20 protein-coding genes and 1 pseudogene are annotated in these 24,406 nt (G+C 54.4%); 15 read left to right on the top strand and 6 right to left on the bottom strand.

What is annotated here, in order from left to right:
- Positions 1-24: 24 nt before the first annotated feature.
- The gene (locus ACMHYW_RS08900; protein ID WP_414499628.1) at positions 25-303 is read left to right on the top strand and encodes a YheU family protein; all 279 of its coding nucleotides are present in this window, start codon (positions 25-27) and stop codon (positions 301-303) included.
- Positions 304-411: 108 nt separating this feature from the next.
- Here the strand turns inward: ACMHYW_RS08900 and ACMHYW_RS08895 are convergent, their stop codons facing one another.
- The 4 genes from ACMHYW_RS08895 to ACMHYW_RS08880 form a co-directional block, all read right to left on the bottom strand.
- Positions 412-1,593, bottom strand: a complete 1,182-nt coding sequence (locus ACMHYW_RS08895; RefSeq protein WP_414499627.1) for a mandelate racemase/muconate lactonizing enzyme family protein — start codon at positions 1,591-1,593, stop codon at positions 412-414.
- Positions 1,594-1,952: 359 nt separating this feature from the next.
- A complete protein-coding gene (gene mnmC / locus ACMHYW_RS08890; RefSeq protein WP_414499626.1) occupies positions 1,953-3,959 on the bottom strand; it encodes a bifunctional tRNA (5-methylaminomethyl-2-thiouridine)(34)-methyltransferase MnmD/FAD-dependent 5-carboxymethylaminomethyl-2-thiouridine(34) oxidoreductase MnmC in 2,007 nt (668 codons plus the stop codon).
- A 323-nt stretch (positions 3,960-4,282) separates the two neighbouring features.
- Positions 4,283-4,567: a YciI family protein gene (locus ACMHYW_RS08885; RefSeq protein ID WP_027706028.1), complete on the bottom strand. Its 285-nt coding sequence runs from the start codon at positions 4,565-4,567 to the stop codon at positions 4,283-4,285.
- A 44-nt stretch (positions 4,568-4,611) separates the two neighbouring features.
- A complete protein-coding gene (locus ACMHYW_RS08880) occupies positions 4,612-5,175 on the bottom strand; it encodes an inner membrane-spanning protein YciB (protein ID WP_414499625.1) in 564 nt (187 codons plus the stop codon).
- A 236-nt stretch (positions 5,176-5,411) separates the two neighbouring features.
- Here ACMHYW_RS08880 and ACMHYW_RS08875 point away from each other — a divergent pair, with 236 nt between their 5' ends.
- Together ACMHYW_RS08875 and ACMHYW_RS08870 are read left to right on the top strand one after the other, a co-directional pair.
- Positions 5,412-6,422, top strand: coding sequence for a PHP domain-containing protein (locus ACMHYW_RS08875; protein ID WP_414499624.1), 1,011 nt, complete (start codon positions 5,412-5,414; stop codon positions 6,420-6,422).
- Positions 6,419-7,039 (top strand): L-threonylcarbamoyladenylate synthase, encoded by a 621-nt coding sequence (locus ACMHYW_RS08870; protein WP_027706026.1) that lies wholly within the window; start codon positions 6,419-6,421, stop codon positions 7,037-7,039. The genes ACMHYW_RS08875 and ACMHYW_RS08870 overlap by 4 nt, the downstream gene beginning before the upstream one ends.
- A gap of 83 nt (positions 7,040-7,122) precedes the next feature.
- Here ACMHYW_RS08870 and ACMHYW_RS08865 read toward each other — a convergent pair whose 3' ends face one another.
- Positions 7,123-8,025, bottom strand: a complete 903-nt coding sequence (locus ACMHYW_RS08865) for an inorganic triphosphatase (RefSeq protein ID WP_414499623.1) — start codon at positions 8,023-8,025, stop codon at positions 7,123-7,125.
- Between the two features lie 330 nt (positions 8,026-8,355).
- Here ACMHYW_RS08865 and argA point away from each other — a divergent pair, with 330 nt between their 5' ends.
- The 3 genes from argA to ACMHYW_RS08850 all read left to right on the top strand — a co-directional run bounded on the left by argA (position 8,356) and on the right by ACMHYW_RS08850 (position 11,970).
- Entirely contained in the window at positions 8,356-9,660 is a 1,305-nt protein-coding gene (argA, locus tag ACMHYW_RS08860; RefSeq protein WP_414499622.1) for an amino-acid N-acetyltransferase, read from the top strand.
- A 90-nt stretch (positions 9,661-9,750) separates the two neighbouring features.
- Positions 9,751-11,262 (top strand): sensor histidine kinase, encoded by a 1,512-nt coding sequence (locus tag ACMHYW_RS08855; RefSeq protein ID WP_027706023.1) that lies wholly within the window; start codon positions 9,751-9,753, stop codon positions 11,260-11,262.
- Positions 11,263-11,490: 228 nt separating this feature from the next.
- Complete coding sequence (locus ACMHYW_RS08850) at positions 11,491-11,970, top strand: hypothetical protein (RefSeq protein WP_156934052.1); 480 nt, start codon at positions 11,491-11,493, stop codon at positions 11,968-11,970.
- Positions 11,971-12,081: 111 nt separating this feature from the next.
- On the opposite strand, the gene xseA is transcribed toward ACMHYW_RS08850, so the two are convergent.
- Positions 12,082-13,578 carry an exodeoxyribonuclease VII large subunit gene (xseA, locus tag ACMHYW_RS08845; RefSeq protein WP_414499621.1) on the bottom strand — a complete coding sequence of 499 codons (1,497 nt, stop codon included), beginning with the start codon at positions 13,576-13,578 and terminating at the stop codon, positions 12,082-12,084.
- Positions 13,579-14,014: 436 nt separating this feature from the next.
- Here xseA and guaB point away from each other — a divergent pair, with 436 nt between their 5' ends.
- The 9 genes and pseudogenes from guaB (at position 14,015) to ACMHYW_RS08800 (ending at position 24,397) form a co-directional block, all read left to right on the top strand.
- A complete protein-coding gene (gene guaB / locus ACMHYW_RS08840) occupies positions 14,015-15,481 on the top strand; it encodes an IMP dehydrogenase (RefSeq protein WP_414499620.1) in 1,467 nt (488 codons plus the stop codon).
- A gap of 124 nt (positions 15,482-15,605) precedes the next feature.
- Positions 15,606-17,180: a glutamine-hydrolyzing GMP synthase gene (gene guaA, locus ACMHYW_RS08835; protein WP_414499619.1), complete on the top strand. Its 1,575-nt coding sequence runs from the start codon at positions 15,606-15,608 to the stop codon at positions 17,178-17,180.
- A 212-nt stretch (positions 17,181-17,392) separates the two neighbouring features.
- A pseudogene (locus ACMHYW_RS08830) lies at positions 17,393-18,360 on the top strand (IS481 family transposase).
- Positions 18,361-18,655: 295 nt separating this feature from the next.
- The gene (locus ACMHYW_RS08825; protein WP_414499618.1) at positions 18,656-19,567 is read left to right on the top strand and encodes a restriction endonuclease; all 912 of its coding nucleotides are present in this window, start codon (positions 18,656-18,658) and stop codon (positions 19,565-19,567) included.
- Positions 19,560-20,270, top strand: coding sequence for a sensor histidine kinase (locus ACMHYW_RS08820; RefSeq protein ID WP_414499617.1), 711 nt, complete (start codon positions 19,560-19,562; stop codon positions 20,268-20,270). Before ACMHYW_RS08825 ends, ACMHYW_RS08820 begins: the two co-directional genes overlap by 8 nt.
- Positions 20,267-20,677 carry a hypothetical protein gene (locus ACMHYW_RS08815; protein ID WP_414499616.1) on the top strand — a complete coding sequence of 137 codons (411 nt, stop codon included), beginning with the start codon at positions 20,267-20,269 and terminating at the stop codon, positions 20,675-20,677. The genes ACMHYW_RS08820 and ACMHYW_RS08815 overlap by 4 nt, the downstream gene beginning before the upstream one ends.
- 359 nt (positions 20,678-21,036) lie before the next feature.
- Positions 21,037-22,206 (top strand): aldose 1-epimerase family protein, encoded by a 1,170-nt coding sequence (locus ACMHYW_RS08810; RefSeq protein WP_027706015.1) that lies wholly within the window; start codon positions 21,037-21,039, stop codon positions 22,204-22,206.
- Between the two features lie 402 nt (positions 22,207-22,608).
- Positions 22,609-23,316: a helix-turn-helix transcriptional regulator gene (locus ACMHYW_RS08805; RefSeq protein WP_414499615.1), complete on the top strand. Its 708-nt coding sequence runs from the start codon at positions 22,609-22,611 to the stop codon at positions 23,314-23,316.
- Between the two features lie 358 nt (positions 23,317-23,674).
- Entirely contained in the window at positions 23,675-24,397 is a 723-nt protein-coding gene (locus ACMHYW_RS08800) for an autoinducer binding domain-containing protein (RefSeq protein WP_414499614.1), read from the top strand.
- The last annotated feature ends 9 nt before the right edge of the window (positions 24,398-24,406 follow it).

The following is a 24,406-nucleotide window of genomic DNA, read 5'->3' as shown; positions in this document are numbered from 1 at the left end:
CATAGCACAACGAGAGGTCGCGAAATGGACGATCGCTTTATTGAAGTGCCCGTCAGCATGGTGCCTGACGACACGCTGGCCCGTCTGCTGGGTGAATTCGTTTCACGCCAAGGGGCGGATAGCACTGACACCGAAGACGGTGAAATGGGGTGGGTGGCACAGCTCAAGCCGCAGTTGCAGCGCGGCAAGCTGGTCATCATGCATGACCTGCAGACGGAAACCACCGAAGTCATGACGCGTGAACAGTGGCGTGACTTCCAGCGTCAGTTGGCAGCGCAAGAAGACGATGGCAACGTCTACTAAGGCACGCTACCTCTGCGCCTTTTAAACCAAAGCGCCCCGTGTTCCGACACGGGGCGCTTTGTCTTTTATGGCTCATTACGGTCGATAGTGCGGCTCTGATGGCAGTCGTTATTGATCCACCACTGAACCGTCAATATGCAGGCGAGTTTTGAGTGGGCGGCGGCGATAGGGAAAGCGTTCTTCCAGCTGATCCGCCAGCGCGATGCCGATACCGGGACGAATCGGGATGCTCATGAATCCGTCTCGACAGGCAAAAGTCTCCTTGACCATGTCTTTCTTGCGCACGCCACCTTCCACTCCCGTCGCGCCGAACCGTTCGGACAGTGCCGGTTGATCGTCTCCGGGGTATTCCAGTAGCGCAAAGTTGGGAATGCTGACCGCGATCTGCAGACAGGCGGCCGTCGATACGGGACTCAGCGGATTGTGGGGGATCACCATTAGATCGTTGGCTTCCGCCAGTGCCGCTATCTTCTTCGCGCCAGTGATACCGCCACACATGCAGACATCGGGGCGCAGATAGGCTGCGGCTTTGCGCCGAATCAGCATCGCAAATTCCTGCAGGTTATTGAGTCGTTCCCCCGTGGCGATGGGAACGGAAATCTTGCGGGCCACCTCGGCCATGCTGTCGATGTTGTCGGCACCCACCGGGTCCTCAATAAAGCACGGATGGAAAGGGGCAATGCCTTCCGCTAGCACGATGGCGTCGGCAGGCTTGAGACGCCGGTGCACCTCAATGCACAGATCGACGTCGTTGCCTACCGCTTCACGATACCGGCCGATGCGCTCGATGGCATTGCCGATCTCACGTGCGTGGGGTTCAAAATAAGGGGTGTCGCGCGGTTCATCCAGAAACGGTGACAAATGACCGATAGCGGTAAACCCTTCGGCCTTGGCTTGCTTGAGCTGGGCGATGGTTTCTTCGGTGGTGCGTCCCCCGGCGTGCGCGTATACCCGCACCTTGTCGCGGCAGCGGCCCCCCAGCAGGTTGTAGACCGGCGTGTTATAGAACTTGCCCGCGATGTCCCACAGCGCGATATCGACAGCACTGATCGCGCCCATGATGGCAGCACTGCGGAAGTGCCAGCAGCGGTACATATACTGCCAGTGGTGCTCAATCCGTAGCGGATCCTGACCGATCAGGTAGGTGCGCAGGGTGTTGATGGCCCCTGCAGAGGCTTCTAGGAATCCCCAGGTGCCGGATTCACCGATACCGACCAGCCCTTCATCGGTATCGACTTCAACGAACATATAGCGGTTAGCGAGGCGAACGCGGACATCAGTGATCTTCATCGGTCGTCAGGTTCCTTAATCCGTGGCAAATGATGGCGTCACTATGATCATTACCATAAACGGTAAGGGATGCCTTGCGATGACTTAGACAGCTTGGGTCTGTTGATACGCCTTGCGCGCTTGCGCTGAATGCGGTCGATTTATGGATAAGGAGTATGAAACGTCAACGCAATGATTCGCCAACAGGTGAGCGTGGCGCAGAAGATGCTCAGTTCATGGATGAGAATGACGAAACGCCAACGCTCGCAGCTCTCCTTTTGTTGCTTGTGAATGCGAGGGTTCGCCAGCAGGATTGCCGTGAGCATGGCGCATGGGCGGTTCGAGTAGCCCATGCGCGAGTTGGCATAATCGTTTCCGGTTCAGCTTTTGCTGCGCTTGAGGTCTGCGATCAGGCGGCGGCCCGGTTGCAGGTGGTCGACGATGGCCATCTCTAGCGGCAGCGGCTCGTGGCAGATGCGCGATGCCAGCAGTTCGGCGCACAGCGGGCTACCTACCATGCCACGTGAGCCCTGTGCCACGCTGACCCATAGGTTGGGGTGGTATTGGCCTTTTTCGTCGCTGGAGAAGCGCTTGGCGTCGTCTGCCAGTCCGGCATAAGCCTGTTGCCATTGTTCGGCAACGGGAGCCAGCCCCACGAACGGTGACTTGTCAGGACTGGCGCAGCGAATGCCGGCCTTGCCTTCCATCTTGTCATTCCAGCCTTGTTCAACCAGCGCTTCCTCGCAGGCCGGCAGCATGTCCTGCAGCTCGGCCATATTGTGCAGATGATCTTCCATTTTCAGGCTGTCATCAGTCGAGCGTGGAATGAATGTTGCGCCGAAGCACTGACGGCCGTGAATGGCCGGGGGGGCATAGCCGCTGGCGCAGACCACACAGGCTGGCGTGGGCGTGCCTTCTTCAACAGGCACATTGCTGACCTGCCCACGAATGGGCATCAACGGAAGGTGAGCCAGCGGGGTCACGCTATTGGCGCGCCAAGCGTTAGCCATAACGACGGCGTCTGCGTCCAGCGTGCTGCCATCATCCAGTGTCAGTGTCCAGCCACTGCCCTGTGGGGTGAGATCGGTGACAGCATGGCGATGCTGGGTGATGCCCGGTGTCGCGGCCAGCGTTTCGCAGATCAGGTAGGGGCGTACCCAGCCTGCCAGCGGTGACAGCAGACCGTGGTAGACCTCATCGGTCAGCGGTGTAGCGACTAGCGCCCGTACGGCGTCTGGCTCTAGGCCGCGCATGACAGCATCCGGCAGGTCATGGTTGGCGAGGAACTTGCGCTGTCGCTGGGCTTCTTTCTCGGTCGTGGCCAGGCTTAGCACACCACAGTCGTGCCACAGGGTATGTTCAGGATCGAGACTGTCGAGCAGGCGTCGAATATACAGCAGCGTGGAAAGATAGAAGCGGCTTTGCAGGTTGGTGTCGACCGCCAGTTTGATGTACATCGCGCCCTGCAGGTTGCCAGACCCCTCACGTCCTGGTGTTTTCGGGTCGATCAGGCTGACGCGAATACCGCGGCGGGCCAGCGCGTGAGCGGTTGAAGTACCCGCAATGCCTGCACCAACGACGGCAACGTGACGGGGCACGTCGTGCTCTTCTGGCGGGATGTACCACGGTGTGTGCTGGCGACGGGTATCGGTCAGTGGCACGTCGATCTGGCCACAGACCATTTCACGCTTGCGACCGAAACCGTCTACCTTCTGCCAGTCAAAACCGGCTGCTTTCAGGCCGCGACGCACATCGCCTGCGCTGGTGAATGTCGCAAATGTGGCCCCTGGTCGGCTGGCGCGTGCCATGCCCTCGTACAGGGCGGGTTGCCACATGTCAGGGTTCTTCGACGGGGCGAAGCCATCAAGGAACCATGCGTCCACGCGCCCTTCGAACTGGCCCAGTCGTTCAATGACATCGCCGAGGTGGATGTCGAGCGTCACGCGATCGGAGAGCGGCAGGCGATGAACGCCCAGTACGGGCTGCGGCCACAGCTGGATCAGGCGCTCGGCCTTCTCCTGCAGCGCGGGCCAAGCCGCCAGCATACGGCGCAGGTCGTCGCGACGCAGCGGGAAGCGCTCAAAGGAGACGAGGTGTAGGCGTGCCTCGGCAGGTGCATGCTGTTCGAAGCACGCCCAAGCACACAACATGTTGAGGCCCGACCCTAGCCCCGTCTCGCCGATAACGAATGGACGGCGCTCGCGCCAAGACGGGAAGCGTTCGGGCAGCCGGTTATGGCGAATGAAGACATGCTCGGTTTCCTGCCGACCATCCTCGCGGGAGAAATAGACATCGTCGAAGTGAGCTGCTGACGCAACGTCGTCGTCCCAGCGCAGTTCAGCGTGTTCGAGGCGCGTCAGCGGCGCAAGCGGAAGAGAAGCGGACATGAGCATGTATTCCTGAAAGACTCGGAAACAGCAGTATATCGCACCGCCATGGAGCAGTGTCAGCAGCGTGTTGTCGCAAGAGTTGGGGAGTGCTTGAGGTTTTTTTCACCGGAATGATTCACGGTGGTCTGGTGTAATTGGTTACGAAATAGACAATCTGTAGACGGCCTACGGCTTATCGGCATTTCCCCGCTGCCATCAGCAGGCCTTCAACAGGGTTATCCACATCAACTGTGGATGAAATGTGCCGACAGCGGATTGATAAACAACACTAAAGAGATGGGAAATGAAACGGGTGCGATCTGGCCGCACCCGCTGGACGATCAGGGCAGGACTTGACGGAACGGTTTAACAACGACCTTGGCGTATACGCCAGCGTCGACGTAGGGGTCAGTGTTGGCCCACTGCAGTGCCGCTTCGTAGCTGTCGAACTCGGCCACGACCAGACTTCCGGTAACGCCTTCGCCTTCGATGAACGGGAACGGGCCGGCAATCGCCAGACGTCCTTCGTCGCGCAGCGTATCAAGGCGTGCCAGGTGTGCAGGACGTACCGGTTTGCGCAGCGGTGTGCTGTCCAATACGTCTTCGCTCATGATGGCATACAGCATGGTGTCTTCTCCCACTGAAAGGGTTATGCGTACAGGCGGCTTTCTTATTGGCCGTCATTGTCGTCCTGCGTCTTGTGTGCCAGTGCACCCTGACGGGCAAGCCAGATGCCTTGCGCCAGCACGAAGAGCACAGTCAGTCCCAGCATACCAAAGAGCTTGAACGTGACCCAGACGCTTTCACCGTAGAAGCGGTAGACCAGCAGGTTGACGATGGCGAGCGCGACGAAGAACACCACCCAGGCAATATTGAGACGATGCCATACGGCAGAGGGAAGGCTGATCTCCTTGCCCATCATCATCTGCACCAGCGGCTGGCGCTTGCCAAACAGCGGCGACAGCAGGAAGGCCAGTGCCATCACCAGGTTGAGTACGGTTGGTTTCCAGACGATGAAGTGATCGTTGAGCAGTAATGTGGCTGCCCCGAAGCCCAGTACCAGCACTAAGGTGACAAGGTGAATCGGTTTAATGACGCGGGAATGTAGCCAGAGGCCCAGCACATGGATAACGGTGGCGACCATTAGGACGGCCGTGGCGATCTTGAGGTCGCCGTAGTACTTGTAGACGCCGAAGAAGATGGCAACGGGAAGGAAGTTGAGCAGGTTGTTCATCAGTAAAAAAGCTCCGCTGAAACGGTCAGTCGTGCAGGCGCGCATTGGCGCACCGAAATGGCACAGAGTAGTGATCAGGGTTTGCCTTGTGCGGCAATACGCGACACTATGAAGGAAGTACACCCGTAAAGACAGGGTAGGCCGGAAGCTTCCGATCATGCATGGTACGAAGCATGGGACCACAGCACGTCCGGCAGGTTGCCCTCAGATTAGGACACTTCAGGACCATGACCGCCATGACGACGCTTCCTGCGACACTGGCAATGTCGGGCAAGATTCCAGGCATTGACCTGCACATGCATTCGAAGGCATCAGACGGGGCGCTTTCGCCCACCGAGCTGATGCACCTCTGCCTTGAGCGCGGCCTGGGTCGCGTGGCGCTTACCGATCACGACACCGTCAACGGTGTCGCGGAAGCCCGGCAGGCGGCGGATGAACTGGGGATCGGGCTGCTGCCTGCGGCAGAGCTTTCTACCCAGTGGACCAATATCGGCGTGCACGTCGTGGCGATGATGCCCGAAGGCGAGCAGTCCATCATGCAGGACGAACACAACCCGCTGCGCCAGATGCTCGATACGTTGTGGGAAGCGCGCAGTACGCGCGCCTACACGATCGCTGAACGTCTCGAGCGCAAAGGGCTGACCAATGCGCTGGAACGTGCGCGTGCCTGTGCGGGCGGGCGTTTAGCCATTGGCCGACCGCATTTCGCCGCAGCGCTGGTCGAAGCGGGCATGGTCGATGATATCAAGATGGCATTCAAACGCTATTTGGGTGCGGGCAAGGTCGGTGACGTGCGCCTGCACTGGCCGGCGTTCAGCGACGTCGTACGTGCGATCGTGGCCGGTGGCGGCATCGCCGTGTTGGCGCATCCGCTCCGCTACGAGCTGACTCGCCGCCGCCTAGTGTTGCTGCTGGATGAGTTTATGGCCGCTGGCGGTGAAGCCGTCGAACTGTGCAACGGCCATCAGAACGATGACAGCACGCGTGATCTTGCGCGCCTGCTCGAAGAGCGCCAGCTGTACGCTTCCGTCGGCAGCGATTTCCACAAGCCCGGTGGCCCGCTGGCCCCCGGTACGTTCAGTGCGCTGCCGCGCTGCCGTGTTGCACCGATCTGGACGCATCCTCGCCTCGTGCCTTGGATTGACGCCACCGAAGCATCGACGCAGCGTATCATCACGCAGCGACAGGCGCTGGAAGCGTCCTATGCTGCCCATCAACATGATTCAACCAAGGAAGGTGACGCATGAGCCTGTTCCTACAGATTCATCCTGAAACGCCCCAGGGCCGCCTGATCGACCAAGCCGTCGACGTGCTGCGTAAAGGCGGCGTCATTATCTACCCGACCGATTCTGGCTACGCGCTGGGTGGGCGTCTGGGCGAGAAGAAAGTGGTCGAGCGCATCCGTCGCCTGCGCGAGCTGGACGATCGTCACCCCATGACGCTGATCTGCGCCGATCTATCCGAAATCGGTACCTATGCCCACGTCGATAACAGCATCTTCCGCGTGCTGAAGGCTCATACCCCTGGGCCGTACACGTTCATTCTCGAAGCGACCAACGAAGTGCCGCGTCAGCTGCTGCATCCCAAGCGTCGCGCCATCGGTGTGCGCGTACCGGACAATGCCATTACGCGCGCACTATCCGCGGCGCTGGGCGAGCCGCTGATGAGTGTCACGCTGATTCCGGCCGGTGAAGAGGATCCGTTGACCGATCCCGAAGAGATTCGCGAGCAGTATGAGCGTCAGGTGGATGCGATCATTGACGGTGGTGCTGGCGATCACCAGCCGACCTCTGTCATCGACCTGCGTGAGTTGCCTTTTGTGATTCTGCGCCGCGGCAAGGGTGATGTGTCGCCGTTCGAATGACGTTTGGTAGTGCATAAACGGCATGGCCCCGGCACGAGTGATCGTACCGGGGCCATGTGCATGCGGCTTGAGAGATGAAAGGGTCAGGCGGCGGTGAAGTGCTGCATCAGGCGTAGACAGTGCTGCCCGAATGCCTGATCGAGAGCGTCTGCCCCGCGCCGACGCAGCGTGTCAGCCAGTGCATGCGTGGTGGCATTGAGAGGCTGCGGCAGGCGTGCCGACAACTCGGCCAGTAACGTGGCTGCCGTGGCATAGCCTTCCGGCATGAAGCCGTCCGTGGCGGCATCCAGCGCATCAATGGCGCGGTCGAACAGTACGGTATCGTTCGACGCCGTATGTTTGGGAACGCGGTAGCCCTCGCTGAGCGCTACGGCGCGCTGGGCTTTGCTCGCGTTGGCCGGGCGCAGTGCGATGTGTTCACTTAGCGTGCGTGCCAGCGACCACAGTGCTTCGGTATCACCGTGCTTTAGTTCAAGCTCAAGTTCGCGGATAGGCAGCGTATGATGGCCGGAATGGATCATGCCCTGATCGAGTGCCGCTTCGATGCGGCTGCCATTGTCCAGCGTCAGCTGCCATGCATGGCGTACGAAATCCGTGGTGTACACCGGCGCAAGCTGTTCAACCACCTCCAGCGATGCCAGACAGGCCAGTTCAGGATAATGCTGCGCTTCCTGCTGAGCCAGACGCACCAGGGCATGGGTATCCAGCTGATCGCTGTCCAGTGTCCACTCCCACTCGCCGCGGCGGTGCAGGCCACCGGAGCCTTGGCCTGCCGTCTTGACTGTCTGCACGATCGTATCGCCGAAGCGGCGAATGCGCAGCGCCATGCGGGCCGCTTCCAGATCACGGCTGGGCGTGTCGAAGTATTGATTGCGCATGTCCAGACGTTCGACAGCGCTCTTGCTCAATGGCGATAGGGTAGGCAGGATGGCAACCGCATCGGCATCTAGAGCCAGTTTGAGTTCGAGTTCTATAGGTGAAGGCATATAGCGAACCGCCTTGTAGCAGCAGATAGAGAGGCCGCCAAGCATCCGCCTGACGACAGCCTCGAGCAACGGCGCTCGAAGGCAATGGCGGCCAGTGTAGCGTCTCGCGCGTGGCAAGTCACAGTCTGGTCGGCACTGTCCGCTGCGCAGAACGGCGGACAATGCCGTGCCGCTAGGCTACAGCGAGCGACGTACCGAACGTGTGCGAGGCAATCGCGTATCGCATGATGTGGCGATAACGTAGCGAATAGACGTAGCGAATAAAAAAGGACACGGGCCGAACGGGCATCCACTCGGCCAGTAACGATGACTGTATCGGGACAGATAAAAGTGAAAACGACCTTCCTTTCCAATGAATTCAGAGGCAGCGCTCCTTATATTGATGCCCACCGTGGCTGTACGTTCGTCATTCATGTCGAAGGTGAGGCGTTTGAGTCCCCCTGTGAAGCCTTGATTCAGGATCTGGCCCTGCTGCATACGCTGGGAGTCAAGCTGGTATTGGTATTTGGCTGCAAGCCTCAGGCACAGGCAGCGTTGGCACGTTCTGAGCACCCGCTGCAGCTGCTCCGTGGCCGCTGGATCGTCGATCAGGATGGTATGGCGGTGATTGCCGCCCAGACCCAACAGCTGCGAATGATGATTGAAGCCCGCTTTTCCGTAGGGTTGCCCAATACGCCGCTGCACGGTCTCGATATCGTTACCGTAAGTGGTAACTTCGTCATGGCACGACCGTTCGGCGTGCGTGATGGCGTCGACGGCCTCTATGCCGGTGATGTGCGCCACGTGCGCAGCGATGCCATCAGCGAACTGCTGGCGCGCGATATGCTGGTGATCATCCCGCCTATTGGCTATTCCAGTACGGGAGAGCTGTTCGATCTCGATTCGACCGAAGTGGCCAGCCAAGTGGCCATTGCCATGCAGGCCGACAAGCTGATCCTGCTGGGGCAGCACGATGGCGTTCGCAGCGAAGACGGTGCGTTGCAGCACCAGATGGAGCCGGAACAGGCTCGCCAGCTCAGCGCTGTCAGCATGCCCGAATCACTGCACCATCAGTTGGAAGCGGCCTGTTTTGCCGCACGCAAAGGCGTCAAGCGTACCCATATTCTGAACTGGAACGATCGAGATGCGCTGCTGGGCGAGCTGTTCACCCGCGATGGGATGGGCACCATGATCACCCAAGAGCGCTATGAACAGTTGCGTATTGCCACCAGCGCTGACATTGCCGGTCTGATGGAATTGCTGCGGCCGCTCGAAGAGCGCCAGATACTGGTGCCGCGTTCGCGCGAACGTCTCGAACAGCAGATTGGTGACTATACGGTCATTGACCGCGACGGAATGACCATCGGCTGCGCTGCTTTGCACAGCTATGCTCAGGAAGGCTGCGGCGAACTTGCCTGCGTGGCCGTGCATGAAGGGTATCGTGATGGCGAGCGCGGTACGCGCCTGCTGGAGGCTATTGAGCAGCGCGCGCGCAAGCAGGGACTTCGACAGCTATTTGCACTCACCACACACACGGCACACTGGTTCCTTGAGCATGGATTTTTACCTGCTGGCATAGATCAGCTGCCGGAAGCGCGTCGTTCAGCTTACAATACGCAGCGTAACTCAAAGGTATTGATAAAACCTTTGGTGTGACCCTAGCCTCATGTGCGTTCGGAGCGGCATGAGAACCCTCTTTGCCATGCGCGACTGATCGCTACTTTATTTCTGACGAGATGCAACACGATGATCAAGGCTTCTGCACCCATTGATATCTTCAGGTCGCGCTCGCTGCTAAGGCTGGTCCTGCTCGGGTTCGGTGTCACCATGCTGCCGATCATCGTGCTGATCTATCAGGCCGGACAGGCCTTGTCGGAACTGTCCGAGCTGGCAGACAGCAGCGCGCGCCAAGCAGTGGAAGATACGCGGCGAGCGCAGGCGATGATGACGTACGCGACGGAGATGGAACGCAGTGCTCGCCAATATGCCGTGCTTGAGGATGCCAATATTCTGGCGGCCTACCGTGAGCGCGTCGACCGTTTCAGCGACCTGCTGGAACAGCAGGCTGTGCGTTTGGATACCCCGGAAGTGATCGGCACGTTGCGCAGCCAGTTGGACGGACTGCGTCGTTTCCCTGATGGCAGTGGCAGCGCTGAAAACGGCCGCTCCGATGCCGTGCCTGCGCGCAGTATTCGCGAAGCGCCGTCTTATCGTCAGCGCGTGAGGGCACAGCTGGCCCAGTTTGGGCCGTTTTCGGAGAGCGTTGACACGCAGATGCTGGTGACGCGTGACCGTGTTGATACCCGCATTGATCATATCCGTGAGCGCGCACGCGTTATCTACGCTGACCTGATGCTCAAGCTGGCGCTGCTGGTATCGCTGAGCCTGGTGGCCATCATCTTCTTCAGCTGGAAGATCACTCACCCGATCCGGCAGCTCGAACAGCGCATTCTGTCGCTGGGCGGTGGTCAGCGTGAAGAACACCCGCCGATCGAAGGTCCGGCCGAGCTGGTACGGCTTGGCGAGCGACTGGATTGGCTGGGTGAACGGCTCGACGATCTGGAAGCGCAGAAACAGCGTTTCCTGCGTCACATGTCCCACGAGCTGAAGACGCCGCTGGCCGCGATCCGCGAAGGCACGGGGTTGTTGGCCGACGGCATGGCCGGACCGCTGGGCAAGCGTCAGCGCGAAATCATCCTGCTCATCGACGAGAGCAGTGCGGAGCTGCAGACTTTGATCGAGCAGTTGCTCGATTATAATGTCTTGCAACATAATCGAAGCATCACGCTATCGCGTTTCGATGTCGTTACACTGATACATGAAGTGCTGAGCAAGCATCGATTGGCGTTTGAAAGCAAAGGCATGCACGTCGAAGTGCCACGCCAACCCGTCTACTGGGAAGCGGATCGCGTGCGCACGGGCCGCATCATCGACAACCTCGTCTCTAATACCATTGCCTATGGCGAAGATAACGGTTTTCTGTGGATGCGCGCATGGTGCACTGATGAACACCTGATCGTCGAGGTGGCCAACAGTGGCGAAAAGATCAGTGCCCAGGATCAAGCGCATCTGTTCGAACCGTTCTATCAGGGACAGACGCGCCGAAGTGGGCCATTGAAGGGGTCTGGCATCGGATTGTCCATTGCAGCCGAAAGCGCTCACCTGCAGAACGGTCGGTTGGAACTGGTCGAAGATGCCGATGAGGATGTCTGTTTCCGACTGTCATTGCCGCGTCCTCACGGCAGCACCTCCGCATGATGGCATCACGAACAAAAGGCAGGAATGGAATGCAGCGATGTCTGTTGAAGACGATCTGGCGGCTCTCGGCGAAGAGGGTGGGGGCGGCATCGTGATGACACGGGTGGCGTATTCTTTTCTTAGCCCTGCTTACTTACGCTGGGAAGTCACGACGTTATGAGACGAAGCACCTGGAAGCTTGCCGTCATTCTCCTCATGTCGTCTCTGGCAGGATGCCAGTCGACGGGCATGTCCTTGAATTCCTGTGCTTTGCACAGTGTTCCTAACCTAGAATCCTCCTCCTGTATGCTGCCCGAGTGGCTGGCGTTTTCTCAGCAGGCGCGTGTGGCGACCCCCGAGTGGCGGCGGCGCGTAGCGGAACGTATGACCACCAGTTCGCCACGCTCGGTGATGGTACGGGCCACAATGTACGCTTGGGATACCAACCCCGCTCGCTGGCGTGAAGCGCAGCGCATGTACTCTTCCGTTATGCCCTCGCTGCCGCGCGAACTGGTGATGTTGGTGCAACAATGGCAGCACGAGATTGATCTGCGCCTGAAGTTGCAACAGCAGAGTACGCCGGTGGCCGAACCTTCTCACAGCAGTTCATCGAAAGCACAGCGCATTGATACGCTCGAACGGCAGAATGCTGAGTTGCAGCGCAAGCTGGATGAGCTAGCTCATATCGAAGCTGTAATGAGCGGGCGACCGGTAGGTGCCACTCGCTAGCCGTAACAATAGCGGTGGATTCGAGAGTGAGCTACGTCGTTGTGGGTGGCGGCGTTGACGGTATATGCAGCGCCTAATATAGAGGCAGCCGTCAGGGCATGAGGTCAGACCTTATGCCTTGAACTGCTGCTCCTCGACCTTGACGCGCAGCGTACCGTTGTCCAGCTCGACGTCGAGTGTTTGGCCAATGCTGACTTCTTCGATTTGTGTGATGACCTGCTGACCGCTGCGCACGACGGCATAGCCGCGCTTGAGGGTTTGTAGCGGGCTTACGCCATCCAATCGGTGCATCAAGAACGCCAGCCGTTGCTGATAGCGTGCCAACCCTTGGTGTTGAGCGCGCTGCAAGCGGTTGTGCAGTGTGTCGAGCTGCTGCTGAAGCGGCAGCAGTGTCAGCTGTGCCCGTTGACGCTCGAAGCGTTCATGAAGGTGCTGCCAGCGCTGCTGATAATGATGAAAGTGCTGGCGCTGAGCTTGTATCAGGCGTTGGCGCAGGGTCATCAAACGCTGGCGCTGCTCGTCCAGCAGTGCTTGAGGATGGCGCAGACGTGCTTGTAAAAGGGACAGCTGTTGGCGCGCCTCGCCTAAGCGGGCAGTTTGGGCGTGCCAGAGTCGATGGGCTAGTGGTTCGAGCCGTTGGCGCTGGTGGCGCAGATAATCGCTTGGATCGCGCAGACGCAGGGATAGGTGGTCGATGCGCTGACGAGCCGTATGCAGAATATGATGCTGTGCATTGAGCAGGCGGTGGGCCAACTGGACCAGTCGGCGGCGCGTGTCGCGCTGGTCGGGCGTCAAGCGTTCAGCGGCTGCCGACGGTGTCGGCGCTGCCGCATCTGCCGCTAGGTCGGCGATGGTCGAATCGATCTCGTGGCCGATGGCGGACAGCACCGGAATGCGTGAGGCATGCAGGGCACGGGCAATACGTTCATCGTTGAAGACGTTAAGGTCTTCGAAACTCCCGCCGCCACGCGTTAGCAATAGTGCATCGAAGCGTTCATCACGATTGGCTGCCTGTAGGGCACTGACGATAGCGTCGGGGGCCTGCTGACCCTGCACCGGTACGGGTAACAGGCTGACTTGGATACCCGGCCAGCGCGCGGCCAATACCGCCATTACATCCTTGATCGCCGCGCCTGTCGGAGACGTGATCAGTCCCAGATGACGGGGGGGATAAGGCAGCGGCTGCGATTTAGCAAACAACCCTTCCTCGTTCAGACGCTGACGCAGCGCTTCCAAGGCTTGCAGCAAGGCACCGTGTCCCACGGCTCGTACCGCCTCCACGATCAGCTGGTAGTCCCCGCGCGGCTCATAGAGTGAAATTTGCGCGCGTACCTGCACCTGCGCGCCTTCACGCAGTGGTGCCGCCACAAAGCGAGCCTGCTGGCGGAACAGCGCACAGCGTACCTGAGCGTGAGCATCCTTGAGCGTGAAATAGGCGTGCCCCGAAGAGGGCTGCGAAAGCGACGATATCTCACCCTCTATCCAACAACAGGGCAAGTGGCGCTCCAGTAATAGCCGCGCCGAGCGGTTCAGTTCAGAGACCGAAAGCGCCTGCTCTGGCACTGAGCCAGGTTCAGCGGGAGCCGTAGAGGAGGGAGGAAAACTCATGGTGACGATACCCCAGCAGATTCTTCCGGAGCGGCACCTATAGGCAGGGTATACCGCAGACCACTCTATCTTAACAGGGGGAGCGGTCATCCACGATATAGCACATAAAAGATTGTCGTATTCCGAGTGATCGGTTAGAATGCCGCATCAATTTTCATACGCCGATGCCTGATTATGATCGACCTGAATATGCTCTTGGCAACGCCCCCGCAGGCTCCACAGCGAGTCAGGGATTCGGGCGGCCCAGCATTACAGTGTCGAATGGCTGAATGGATGATCGGCAGCGAAGAATTCCGCGAGTCGGTCGCTTTACGGGAACGTTCCTTCCCCTGAAGCGACCGGCTCGCTTGGTTTTGATGCACCGTTGATCACTGCTGCGTCGCGTAGTGGCCAGATCAATGGGGCTTTCGTTCATTTCAAACACGGGACTCATGCCATGCTCCGCATTGCCCAAGAAGCGCTTACCTTTGACGACGTTCTTCTTATCCCCGGCTATTCCGATGTACTGCCGAAGGATGTTCAGCTCAGCACTCGCCTGACGCGCAAGCTGACGATCAACGTTCCGCTGCTGTCTTCCGCGATGGATACCGTTACCGAATCTCGCCTGGCCATCGGCATGGCGCAGGAAGGTGGTATCGGCATCATCCACAAGAACATGACCATCGAACAGCAGGCCAATGAAGTTCGCAAGGTCAAGAAATTCGAAACGGTCGTCGTCAAAGAGCCCGTCACCGTGACATCTTCTATGTCGCTGGGTGAACTGGCCGAGCTGGCCGCTGAGTCTGGTTTCTCCGGCTTCCCCGTTCTGGACGATGGCAAGCTGGCCGGTATCGTGACTAGCCGCGACATGCGCTTCAAGCGTGACCTGAGCACTCGCGTTGCTGATGTTATGACCACGCGTGAAAAACTGGTCACCGTACCGGAAGGCACGCCGCTGGAAGAGATCAAACAGAAGCTGCAGGAACACCGCATCGAGAAGATCCTCGTTGTCAACGGTGAAGAGCTGGTCGGCATGGTCACCGTGCGCGATATCAAAAAAGCACGTAACTACCCGAACGCTGCAAAAGATGCTGATGGTCGCCTGCTGGTCGGTGCCGCTGTCGGTACGGGTGCTGAAACGCCGGATCGCGTTGATGCGCTGGTCAAAGCGGGCGTTGACGTCATCGTCGTCGATACCGCTCACGGTCACTCCCGTGGCGTTATCGAACGTGTTCGCTGGGTAAAAGAAACCTATCCTGACGTTCAGGTTATCGGCGGTAACATCGCAACGGCAGCCGCTGCTCGCGCACTGGTTGAAGCTGGCGCGGACGCCGTCAAAGTGGGTATCGGCCCGGGTTCTATCTGCACCACGCGTATCGTTGCGGGTGTCGGTGTGCCGCAGATCAGCGCCGTTGCTGATATCGCTGAAGCACTGAAAGACTCCGGCGTACCGGTTATCGCTGACGGTGGTGTCCGTTTCTCTGGTGATATCGCCAAAGTTATCGTTGCTGGCGCCAACAGCGTCATGGTCGGTGGCCTGCTGGCCGGTACCGAAGAAGCACCGGGTGAGATCGAACTGTACCAAGGCCGTACCTATAAAGCGTACCGCGGTATGGGTTCCATGGGTGCCATGTCTCAGTCTCACGGTTCTAGCGACCGTTACTTCCAAGACAAAGACGCCGGCGTTGAAAAACTGGTACCGGAAGGTATCGAAGGCCGCGTTGCGTACAAAGGTGCTATGTCTGCCATCATTCACCAGCTGATGGGTGGTCTGCGCGCTTCCATGGGGTATACCGGTTGCCGCACCATCGACGAAATGCGCACCAAGCCCGAGTTCGTACGCATCACCAGTGCTGGCTTCGCGGAATCCCACGTCCACGACGTGCAGATCACCAAAGAAGCACCGAACTACCACATCAGCTGATCCCTTCCCGATAGAGAAGCGATACAGTGTCAGCAGTGAGAGGGCGTTCCTCTCACTGCTCTTCAAGCGTTCATGACATCGCGAGCTCATGCTCCTTTAGCCATAAAAGCGGACGGTCTTTTCCATGCACGACATCCACGCCCACAAAATCCTGATCCTTGATTTCGGGTCGCAGTACACACAGCTGATCGCACGTCGCGTGCGTGAAATCGGCGTGTTCTGCGAAATCCACCCGTTTGATATGAGCGAAGACGAGATTCGTGCATTCAATCCTAACGGGATCATTCTTTCCGGTAGCCCGGAATCCGTTCATGCCGACAACTCGCCGCGCATTCCTGACTGCGTATTCGAGCTGGGCCTGCCGGTATTCGGTATCTGCTACGGCATGCAGGCAATGGCCGAGCAGCTGGGCGGCAAGACGATCGGCTCCGACAAGCATGAATTCGGCTACGCACAGGTGCGTGTCGACGTCGAAGATCGCCTTTTCGCAGGCCTGCAAGACGCTGTCGATGCCAACGGCAAGCCGCTGCTGGATGTGTGGATGAGCCACGGTGATAAGGTCGGTACCGCGCCTGCGCAGTTCAGCGTAACGGCGTCTACCGATACTTGCCCGATCGCCGCCATGTCATGGGCTGAAAAAGATTTCTATGGCGTGCAGTTCCACCCGGAAGTCACGCACTCCATCAAAGGCCAAGAGCTGCTCCAGCGCTTCGTTGTCGACATCTGCGGCTGCGAATGCCTGTGGACACCGGCACGCATCATCGACGACCAGGTCGATCGCGTACGCGAACTGGTCGGCAAGCGCAAGGTACTGCTGGCGCTCTCCGGCGGTGTCGACTCTTCTGTTGTTGCAGCGCTGCTGCACAAAGCCATTGGCGACCAGCTGACCTGCGTGTTCGTGGACAACGGTCTGCTGCGCAAAAATGAAGGCGATCAGGTCATGAAGACCTTCGCCGACAACATGGGTGTTAAGGTCATCCGTGTCGATGCCGAAGACCTGTTCCTCGGTAAGCTGGCGGGCGTTACTGACCCCGAAGCTAAGCGCAAGATCATCGGTAATTCCTTCATCGACATCTTTGATGAAGAAGCGGCTAAGCTGACCGAAGTCGAGTTCCTTGCACAGGGCACGATCTACCCCGACGTCGTCGAATCTGCCGACACCAAGACGGGTAAAGCGCACGTCATCAAGTCCCACCACAACGTAGGCGGCCTGCCGGAAACCATGAAGCTCAAACTGGTTGAGCCTCTGCGCGAACTGTTCAAGGACGAAGTACGTAAGATCGGCCTCGAACTGGGTCTGCCGCACAGCATGGTCTACCGTCACCCGTTCCCGGGCCCGGGCCTTGGCGTACGCATCCTCGGCGAAGTGAAAAAAGAGTACGCCGACATCCTGCGTGAAGCCGATGCCATCTTCATGGAAGAGCTGCGCAACTCCGGCTGGTACGACAAGACCAGCCAGGCCTTTGCTGTCTTCCTGCCGGTTAAATCCGTCGGTGTCGTAGGCGATGCACGTCGCTACGAATGGGTTGTTGCACTGCGCGCTGTCGAAACCATCGACTTTATGACCGCACGCTGGGCACACCTCCCGTATGAGCTGCTGGAGAAGGTTTCCAACCGCATCATCAACGAGATCAGCGGCATTTCCCGCGTGACGTATGACGTGTCGAGCAAACCGCCGGCAACGATTGAGTGGGAATAATCTCGCGTCTGGCAGTACCCGGCACGATCTAGCAAAAATGCTCTTAAGCCCGCGTAATCGCGGGCTTTTTTGTAATTTTTGTCTGGCATGGTCTGGCAACTAATAGAAGCGCCAAGCACGTTTTGAGCGTGGTATTAAAGCTGGTACTATCGCCTCTGTTTGGTCCCGGGAAGTAGGGGTGTATGGTACATACCTCTTTCAGGAGATGATCCATGGCTCAGATTCTTCACAAACGCGCCACGACAACGCACGCTATCCGAGCAGAACTACAGCGATCGAAGGAGTCGGTCGCGACGTTGAGTAAGCGTTACAACCTCAACCCTAAAACCGTACGAAAATGGCGCGCTCGTCACTCCGTTGAAGATGCGCCTATGGGGCCATCTCATCCCCATTCGACATCAATGACACTTTCCCAAGAAGCGGCAGCTATTGCTTTCAGGAAAAAGACGCTACTGCCTTTGGATGACTGTCTGCATGCTTTGCAACATGTCATTCCTGGCTTAACCCGTTCAAGTTTGCACCGCCTCTATAACGTCATGGGATTAGCCGCTTACCAACACCTGATCAGCCTGTTCGCCCTAAAGCTGCCTTTAAACGTTACCCCATGGGGTATCTGCATATCGACATCACCGAAATGCGTACGCCAGAAGGGAAAGCCTACCTATTTGTTGCCATTGATCGGATAACTAAATTTGTTCATGCCGAGCTCTACACGCGCGCTACTCGACAAGTGGCCGTTGATTTTCTACGCACGGCACTGGAGCAGCTGCCTTATCATGTACATACCGTGTTGACGGACAACGGCATCCAGTTCGCCAAAAAGCCTGGCACTGAGACGTATCGTGCTCATCCTTTCGATGCTGAATGCCATAGGCAAGGCATACAACATCGCTTGACACAGCCTTGTCATCTTTGGACAAATGGTCAGGTAGAACGCATAAACCGAACCATTAAGGAAGCAACAACCCGCGTCTTCCATTATGATTCGTTGGCCCAGTTACAGCAGTATATTCGTGACTATCTATGGGCTTATAACAGTGCTCGACCACTGCGAGCGTTGAAGGGATATACCCCGATTGGTTTCATTCTGGATCAGTGGCACAAGGTACCGGGATATTTTAAAGGCAATTCTTACCCCTACTTCCCGGGACCAAACACCTACTTTTCGTACAGAGCCTAGCAAAAACTTGCCGAGCAGCAAACACATGCAGATAGTTCAGCTCAAGCTCCCAAACTCATTGAAGCTCGTTATAATGATGGCTTGACCAGTTTAGATGCACTGCGTAGCGATATTAAAGCTTAGCAGAGCCAAAGAGATGCGAAAATTTCCTTGGTTTCAGTTCAATATGTGCTATTATAATTTTAGTTAATTTGAATATTTATATCTGTGGTGGCGCTAGCATGTTGAATGCGCATTAAGTTATCTAAATAAAGTGTATGCTGTATAGGAGTAAATCTATTTTGAGAATCGTAGAATGGAATTACTGAGCTTATCCTCAACAGAATTTGAAAATTTGACTTTCGATATTGTCACGGCCTTGGGATTAAGAAATCCAGTTTGGAGAACACCGGGTAGTGATAAAGGCCGGGATATAGAAGGCGATTATTTTATATCCGATTTGTCTGGGCAGTACCAAAGACAAAAATGGTATATAGAATGTAAGCGTCACTCATCCTCAGTTGATTGGCCTACTGTTTGGAATAAAATTTCTTATGCCGAAGCTCATAATGCAGATATACTGTTATTTGTAACAAGTTCTACGCTTTCACCACAAGCTTTGGATCAAGTTGAAGCTTGGAATAGCGGAAACAAAAAACCAATTATTAGATTTTGGGGGGCAATTGATATTTATGGAAAATTGAATTTATATCCACAAATAGCAAAAAAGTATGGCTCAAAAACTGAATTGAATTCGAATATTGAAGTTTTTGTACCATCAATTGAATTTCTTCTTAAAATAACGAATTCTTTATCTCCTGATATTGCCGAAGTGTCACAGGAAAGATTATGGTTGTTACATTCGTTTAGCGAGTTGATCTCTAGAAGAATATCAGACACATCAGGTGAGAATGCAAGCTATGGTTTCTGTTTTAAAGGTCATGCCGAAACTGATTACTTTTGTTGGGTTGATGCAACCAAAATAAAGTTACAGTATTTCGATAAATACTCGACTAGAGCGATTTTAGCATATCTTTTTTTTATCTTTAAAAATGCTCCCATAATTATTCAAGAAACGCTATCTTTGATCCATATACTATTGCCAAGAGAATTAATTACATCAGAGATAAAACACGTCAATATAATTTCTAGCCTGTCTAACTTTACAATAAATATAATGCAGGAAAAAATTATTTTGGAGTTAACTAAAGGGCAAGAGAATGGATAGCAACGATACATTATTTTTAATTCAAAATATCACTCATCAAGCAATTAATCCAATGAGTGGGGTTATTGGGGCTCTTGATAATTTGATAGATGGTGTTGTTCCAGAATATAAAAGAGAGCAACGTCTGCGCCGAGCGAGGTCGCAACTAGAATATACAGTTTCGCTAATAAGAAATCTTTCTTATTTTGCAGAATATGCTTCAGGAAATACAGCATCAATTTCACACTCGTCTCTTAAAATAACAGTTATACCTCAAGCAATTATTGAGTCAGCACAATTTTTTCAAGATCAGGGGCAGCATGATCATATTAAAATTGAATTAGAAAACAGAAAAATTCAGAACTGTGTTAGTGGAGATCCAAATCTATTAAAGCAAGTTTTTATGAACTTAATTGATAATGGTGTAAAGTACGGGAAGCCTGGCACTGTATTGGTAATAAAAAACAGTATACAAAAAAAATCAAATGATCTTATTATTGTTTTTGAAGGTTACAGCGAACCTTTTTCCAATGATGAAGACTTGTTTGGAATTGGCTATAGAGCTAAAAGCGCAAAACAAAGAACATCATCTGGCTCAGGCCTTGGACTTCACATATGTAAGTTAATTATAGAAAATGTGTTTAAAGGATCAATCTCTGCTCATCATTCACTAGCAGGGATGACAAAATTTGAAATTAGAATACCAAACGGTTTTTTGAAATGAAAAAAGTATTTATACTTGATGATGAGCCAATGTTTCTCGACTGGCTAGAAGACTTTGTCGAATCATTAGGTTTTAAAACTAAGTTTCTGACATCGGTTCATGATGCTTATGAAGAGCTTAATAGTGCTAAAGTTGATGAATACTCGGCTTTAGTATTAGACTTAAATGTGCCTGTTTCACCAGAGCTTGAGGCTTCAATAAAGCAAAAGCAGAAGGTCTTTCAAGAATTCAGAGGTTTGTTTATAGCTCAACAAGCGCGAACCAAAGGGATTAACGGAAAGAGAATTATAGTCTACTCAGTTCATGACAATTCTGAGGTTGAAGAAATATGTAATCGATTGGGAGTATCATACATACCTAAAGGAAGGGCTAAAGCTTTGAAAGATAAATTAGAGAGAATATTATAACTTGTATTTTTTGAGCAATAATTATTTTGAATTAATTATATGGATGAGTAATGTTGGATGGTTTTTTTGTGTTATAATTTTGAATAAATTTTCTTCGAAGTCACCTTTCTTAAAGTGATTTTAGGTGGGCTATATTTTGCTCTTGGGAGAGTATTTTAAAGCAAGAAGATGTCCCTCATCATTTTTATTTTAAAGACGCTGCTCCACTTTGGTCGGATTGTAATTTGTCTCATAAGCGCTTATTCATGATCACAGTATTTGAGTAGTTGACTGCTCCGCAATCTCTCTGGCAGTGAAAGCACTGTCCTGCGGAGTCCGTCGACTGAAGAACATCCCTTGATGTATGCAAGGAGCGTTTCATGGCAAAGCTGCTGTTTACCCTGTCCGACACAGCAATGGGCTACGATGAAGGTGACTGGTTCTTTGATAGCGATAGCTTCGATAGCGATCGCATCAGCGATACCCCGTTCACGCTGACTCAAGAAGTACTGGAAGGCGGTCGTCAGGATGGCGTGCGTGTCATCACGCTGACCTGCGAAAACGGCCTGACCATCAGCCTGTGCCCGACACGCGGCATGGATATTCTGGAAGTCTTCAGCCACGACGGCACACGCCTTGGCTGGGATTCCCCGGTAGACGAAATCGCTCACCCGAAAACCATCAACCTTGAAGCAAACGGTGGTTGTGGTTGGGCGGAATCCTTCAATGAAATGATGGTGCGCTGCGGCTATGCATGGGCGGGCCACCCCGTTCGTGAAGGCAACATGTTCTATACGCTGCACGGCCGTGCAGGCAACTTGCCGGCATCACGCGTAGAAGTCGAAATCAGCGATGAAGATCGTCCGACCGTTCGCATTCGCGGCTTGGTCAAAGAAAAAGTGTTCAAAGGTGTCTACTTCGAATGCTGGACGGAACTGTCCTATGAACTGGGCAGCCAGTCCTTTGCCATCCACGATCACCTGACCAACGTCGGCGAATACCCGCACGATTACCAGCTGGTTTACCACAGCAACTTCGGTGCGCCGCTGCTGGAAGAAGGCGCTCGCTTCGTTGCGCCGGTCGAGCATATCTCACCGTTCAACGACTACGCCAAACCGGGTCTGTCTGACTGGCAGACGTTCGTTGGGCCGACGGCGAATTTTGATGAAATGATGTTCAATATTCGTCCGTATGCGAACAAAGCGGGCAATACCAAAGTGGCGCTGATCGACAAAGCGGGCGAACGTGGCGTTGCTATCGCTTTTGACACCCGTACGCTGCCGGTACTGTCGCTGTGGAAGAACACCGATACCCTCAAACACGGTTACGTTACCGGTATCGAACCGGGTACCGGTTTCTGCTACCCCGTTACGGTTGAGCGTGAGCAGGGCCGTGTTAAATCCCTGGCAGCAGGCGAATCCGTTGATTTCAACGTGATCTACACGCTGCTGCACGGTGCTGATGATATCGCTCAGGTTGAACGTGAGGTCGAAGAGATTCAGGCCGGACGCGAAACGACGGTCAGCGATCAGCCGATTGCATACGAATAAGTGGCTGACAGCAGTGTGAGCGTCAAAATGACGCGATAGTCGCTGCTCTTCAATAAGAAGGCTCCTCTCATAAAGAAAGGGGCCTTCTTTTTTATGGATAACATCATCTTCTATTTGTTGAACTAATTTATATATTAATAAGTAATTAACGTTTGGTTATTCTATTTTAGTCTTGCTGAATATTGGGGTGAATAGCCTGAATGTTATTATGGAATAGACACATGAATATATAACAAAGATGGGTATCATTGCACCAGATGAGTATGAGTGCGCTAAGTGGACCACCGGCGATTGAACATTGATGAGATAAGCTGAATATCAATTAACCCTTGTTGATTGGGATGGCATGGTGGTGCATTGGCTCTTCATTCCTATAAAAATGAATAAAGTAGAGAGGATGCAATGAATAACTGGCAGATAGACCTTTTTTCGGCACTGCATGAAAAGAACAGCATGCAGGATGTGGTCGATGTTGCGCTGAAGGCCGTGCAGCCGTTGGGTTTTACTTTCTGTACGTGGAAGACAAGGTTGGCCTTTCCACTTGCGCACAGACGGTCGTGTGTCCTAGGCAGCTCCGAGGATAAGGTGCATCAGAAAAATGCGGCGGGTGGCTATGACGAAGCCCCCATCACGACTCACTGTTCCAAAACGACCGTGCCTGCGATCTGGACCGGGCGGCATGAGGGGGCGATTTTCGAAAAGGATCCTGCGCTACTGGAAGAGTTCTTTGGCTGGGGTCATAAAGGTGGTTGGGCGCAATCGGTGATGGAAGGCGCGGGGCAGTTCAGTATGTTCTTAGTTGATAGCGCCGAAATAATGCCGCAGTCCTATCTTGAGCGTGAGGTGGGCTTTCACCTTGAGTGGATCACGACCGCTGTGCACAGCGCCATGTCTCAACTGCGGCGGCAGCATGATGTTCAGCTGTCCCTACGCGAAAAGGAAATTCTGCGTTGGTCAGGGGACGGAAAGACATCTGATCAGATTGCCCAGATACTGAATATCAGTGCTAGTACAGTCAACTTCCACATGCGCAATGCGATGCTGAAGCTTGATGCACCTAATAAAACGGCAGCAGTAGTGCGTGCTATATTTCTGGGGTTATTGCATTAATAAGGTATGAATGCTGTGGAATAAGCCCAGTGCGCATACTTTGTGCACTGGACTTCGATGAATAACCATTATCTTTTCTGTAATGATATTATTCGAATGGCGTCTTAACCAGTTGTTTCATGACTTGAGTGATTACTTTTGCCCTTTCTAAAATAGACGGTTTCTATTGCAATTTTATGGTGTTAATGCTTCTCAATGACATGGGTATTGGGGGGATGAGGCGTGCTCTAAATGGAAGATGCATAGTACGATATTGCTTGTATACCGTTTGTTTTATATATACCTGTCATAAAGGACAGTAGTTATGGTTTCGGCAGTTTTTTAGAGTGGGCGTTAATCAAGAGGATATCCTAAAGAAATGAACACCAATAACTGGAAATTGGATCTATTTTCAGCTCTGGATTCAGCTCATTCCGTAAAAACGGTTATGGATGCTTCTCTGGATGCTGTCCGGCCTTTTGGGTTCGATTTCTGCGGATGGCGTACTAACACGCAGCCCGCAAAAAAAAGCAACAGCAATGGTGTTGTGGCGTTCAATGCTATCGAAGATAAGGCATTGGAAAAGATCGCTAATGGCGATTGTGACTATGCTCCTGTGCCTCGCCACTGTGCAATTTCTCAGGCCCCCATTTCATGGCGGGGAACAACGGACGAAGACCTGTTCTTTCAGGCTCCAGAGGTACTGGAAGAGTATTACGGCACAGGCCACCACAGCGGTTGGGCCATTTCTACCTCGGCCCATGATGGTCAGAAAGGCATATTCTTTGTGGAAAGCCGAAGCATTCTTTCTCCAGATGAAATTTGGCATGCCGAACAGCACATGCAATGGGTGAGTGCGGCAGCCTATATCCGCATGGATGAACTAAAGAAGTCTTCATTGGATCACTATATTTCTCCTGATGAGATTGCGCTGCTAAGAAAGCTGTATTGGCATAATGCGTCTATAAAGAACGTGATGGCAGATAGCAGTATTAATGCAATAAAGCTTTTTTCGATGCTAGATGATTTGCGTAAGAAATTTGGCTGCGACAGCGTGCACGCATTGGTTGTTCATGCCCTTTTTCTTGGACTGATCGATTGAAGGAGTTGG

This window comes from Zymobacter sp. IVIA_12111.31 C1, from assembly GCF_047495495.1.
Taxonomy (GTDB): Bacteria; Pseudomonadota; Gammaproteobacteria; order Pseudomonadales; family Halomonadaceae; genus Zymobacter.
Note: the sequence above shows the minus strand (reverse complement) of the source record. Positions and strands in the feature narration are given on the sequence as shown.

Excerpts from the sequence above, each read along its gene's own strand:
- ACMHYW_RS08900 (WP_414499628.1), top strand. The coding sequence starts at position 25 with ATGGACGATCGCTTTATTGAAGTGCCCGTCAGCATGGTGCCTGACGAC.
- ACMHYW_RS08895 (WP_414499627.1), bottom strand. The coding sequence starts at position 1,593 with ATGAAGATCACTGATGTCCGCGTTCGCCTCGCTAACCGCTATATGTTC.
- mnmC (WP_414499626.1), bottom strand. The coding sequence starts at position 3,959 with ATGTCCGCTTCTCTTCCGCTTGCGCCGCTGACGCGCCTCGAACACGCT.
- ACMHYW_RS08885 (WP_027706028.1), bottom strand. The coding sequence starts at position 4,567 with ATGCTGTATGCCATCATGAGCGAAGACGTATTGGACAGCACACCGCTG.
- ACMHYW_RS08880 (WP_414499625.1), bottom strand. The coding sequence starts at position 5,175 with ATGAACAACCTGCTCAACTTCCTTCCCGTTGCCATCTTCTTCGGCGTC.
- ACMHYW_RS08875 (WP_414499624.1), top strand. The coding sequence starts at position 5,412 with ATGACGACGCTTCCTGCGACACTGGCAATGTCGGGCAAGATTCCAGGC.
- ACMHYW_RS08870 (WP_027706026.1), top strand. The coding sequence starts at position 6,419 with ATGAGCCTGTTCCTACAGATTCATCCTGAAACGCCCCAGGGCCGCCTG.
- ACMHYW_RS08865 (WP_414499623.1), bottom strand. The coding sequence starts at position 8,025 with ATGCCTTCACCTATAGAACTCGAACTCAAACTGGCTCTAGATGCCGAT.
- ACMHYW_RS08855 (WP_027706023.1), top strand. The coding sequence starts at position 9,751 with ATGATCAAGGCTTCTGCACCCATTGATATCTTCAGGTCGCGCTCGCTG.
- ACMHYW_RS08850 (WP_156934052.1), top strand. The coding sequence starts at position 11,491 with ATGTCCTTGAATTCCTGTGCTTTGCACAGTGTTCCTAACCTAGAATCC.
- xseA (WP_414499621.1), bottom strand. The coding sequence starts at position 13,578 with ATGAGTTTTCCTCCCTCCTCTACGGCTCCCGCTGAACCTGGCTCAGTG.
- guaB (WP_414499620.1), top strand. The coding sequence starts at position 14,015 with ATGCTCCGCATTGCCCAAGAAGCGCTTACCTTTGACGACGTTCTTCTT.
- guaA (WP_414499619.1), top strand. The coding sequence starts at position 15,606 with ATGCACGACATCCACGCCCACAAAATCCTGATCCTTGATTTCGGGTCG.
- ACMHYW_RS08825 (WP_414499618.1), top strand. The coding sequence starts at position 18,656 with ATGGAATTACTGAGCTTATCCTCAACAGAATTTGAAAATTTGACTTTC.
- ACMHYW_RS08820 (WP_414499617.1), top strand. The coding sequence starts at position 19,560 with ATGGATAGCAACGATACATTATTTTTAATTCAAAATATCACTCATCAA.
- ACMHYW_RS08815 (WP_414499616.1), top strand. The coding sequence starts at position 20,267 with ATGAAAAAAGTATTTATACTTGATGATGAGCCAATGTTTCTCGACTGG.
- ACMHYW_RS08810 (WP_027706015.1), top strand. The coding sequence starts at position 21,037 with ATGGCAAAGCTGCTGTTTACCCTGTCCGACACAGCAATGGGCTACGAT.
- ACMHYW_RS08805 (WP_414499615.1), top strand. The coding sequence starts at position 22,609 with ATGAATAACTGGCAGATAGACCTTTTTTCGGCACTGCATGAAAAGAAC.
- ACMHYW_RS08800 (WP_414499614.1), top strand. The coding sequence starts at position 23,675 with ATGAACACCAATAACTGGAAATTGGATCTATTTTCAGCTCTGGATTCA.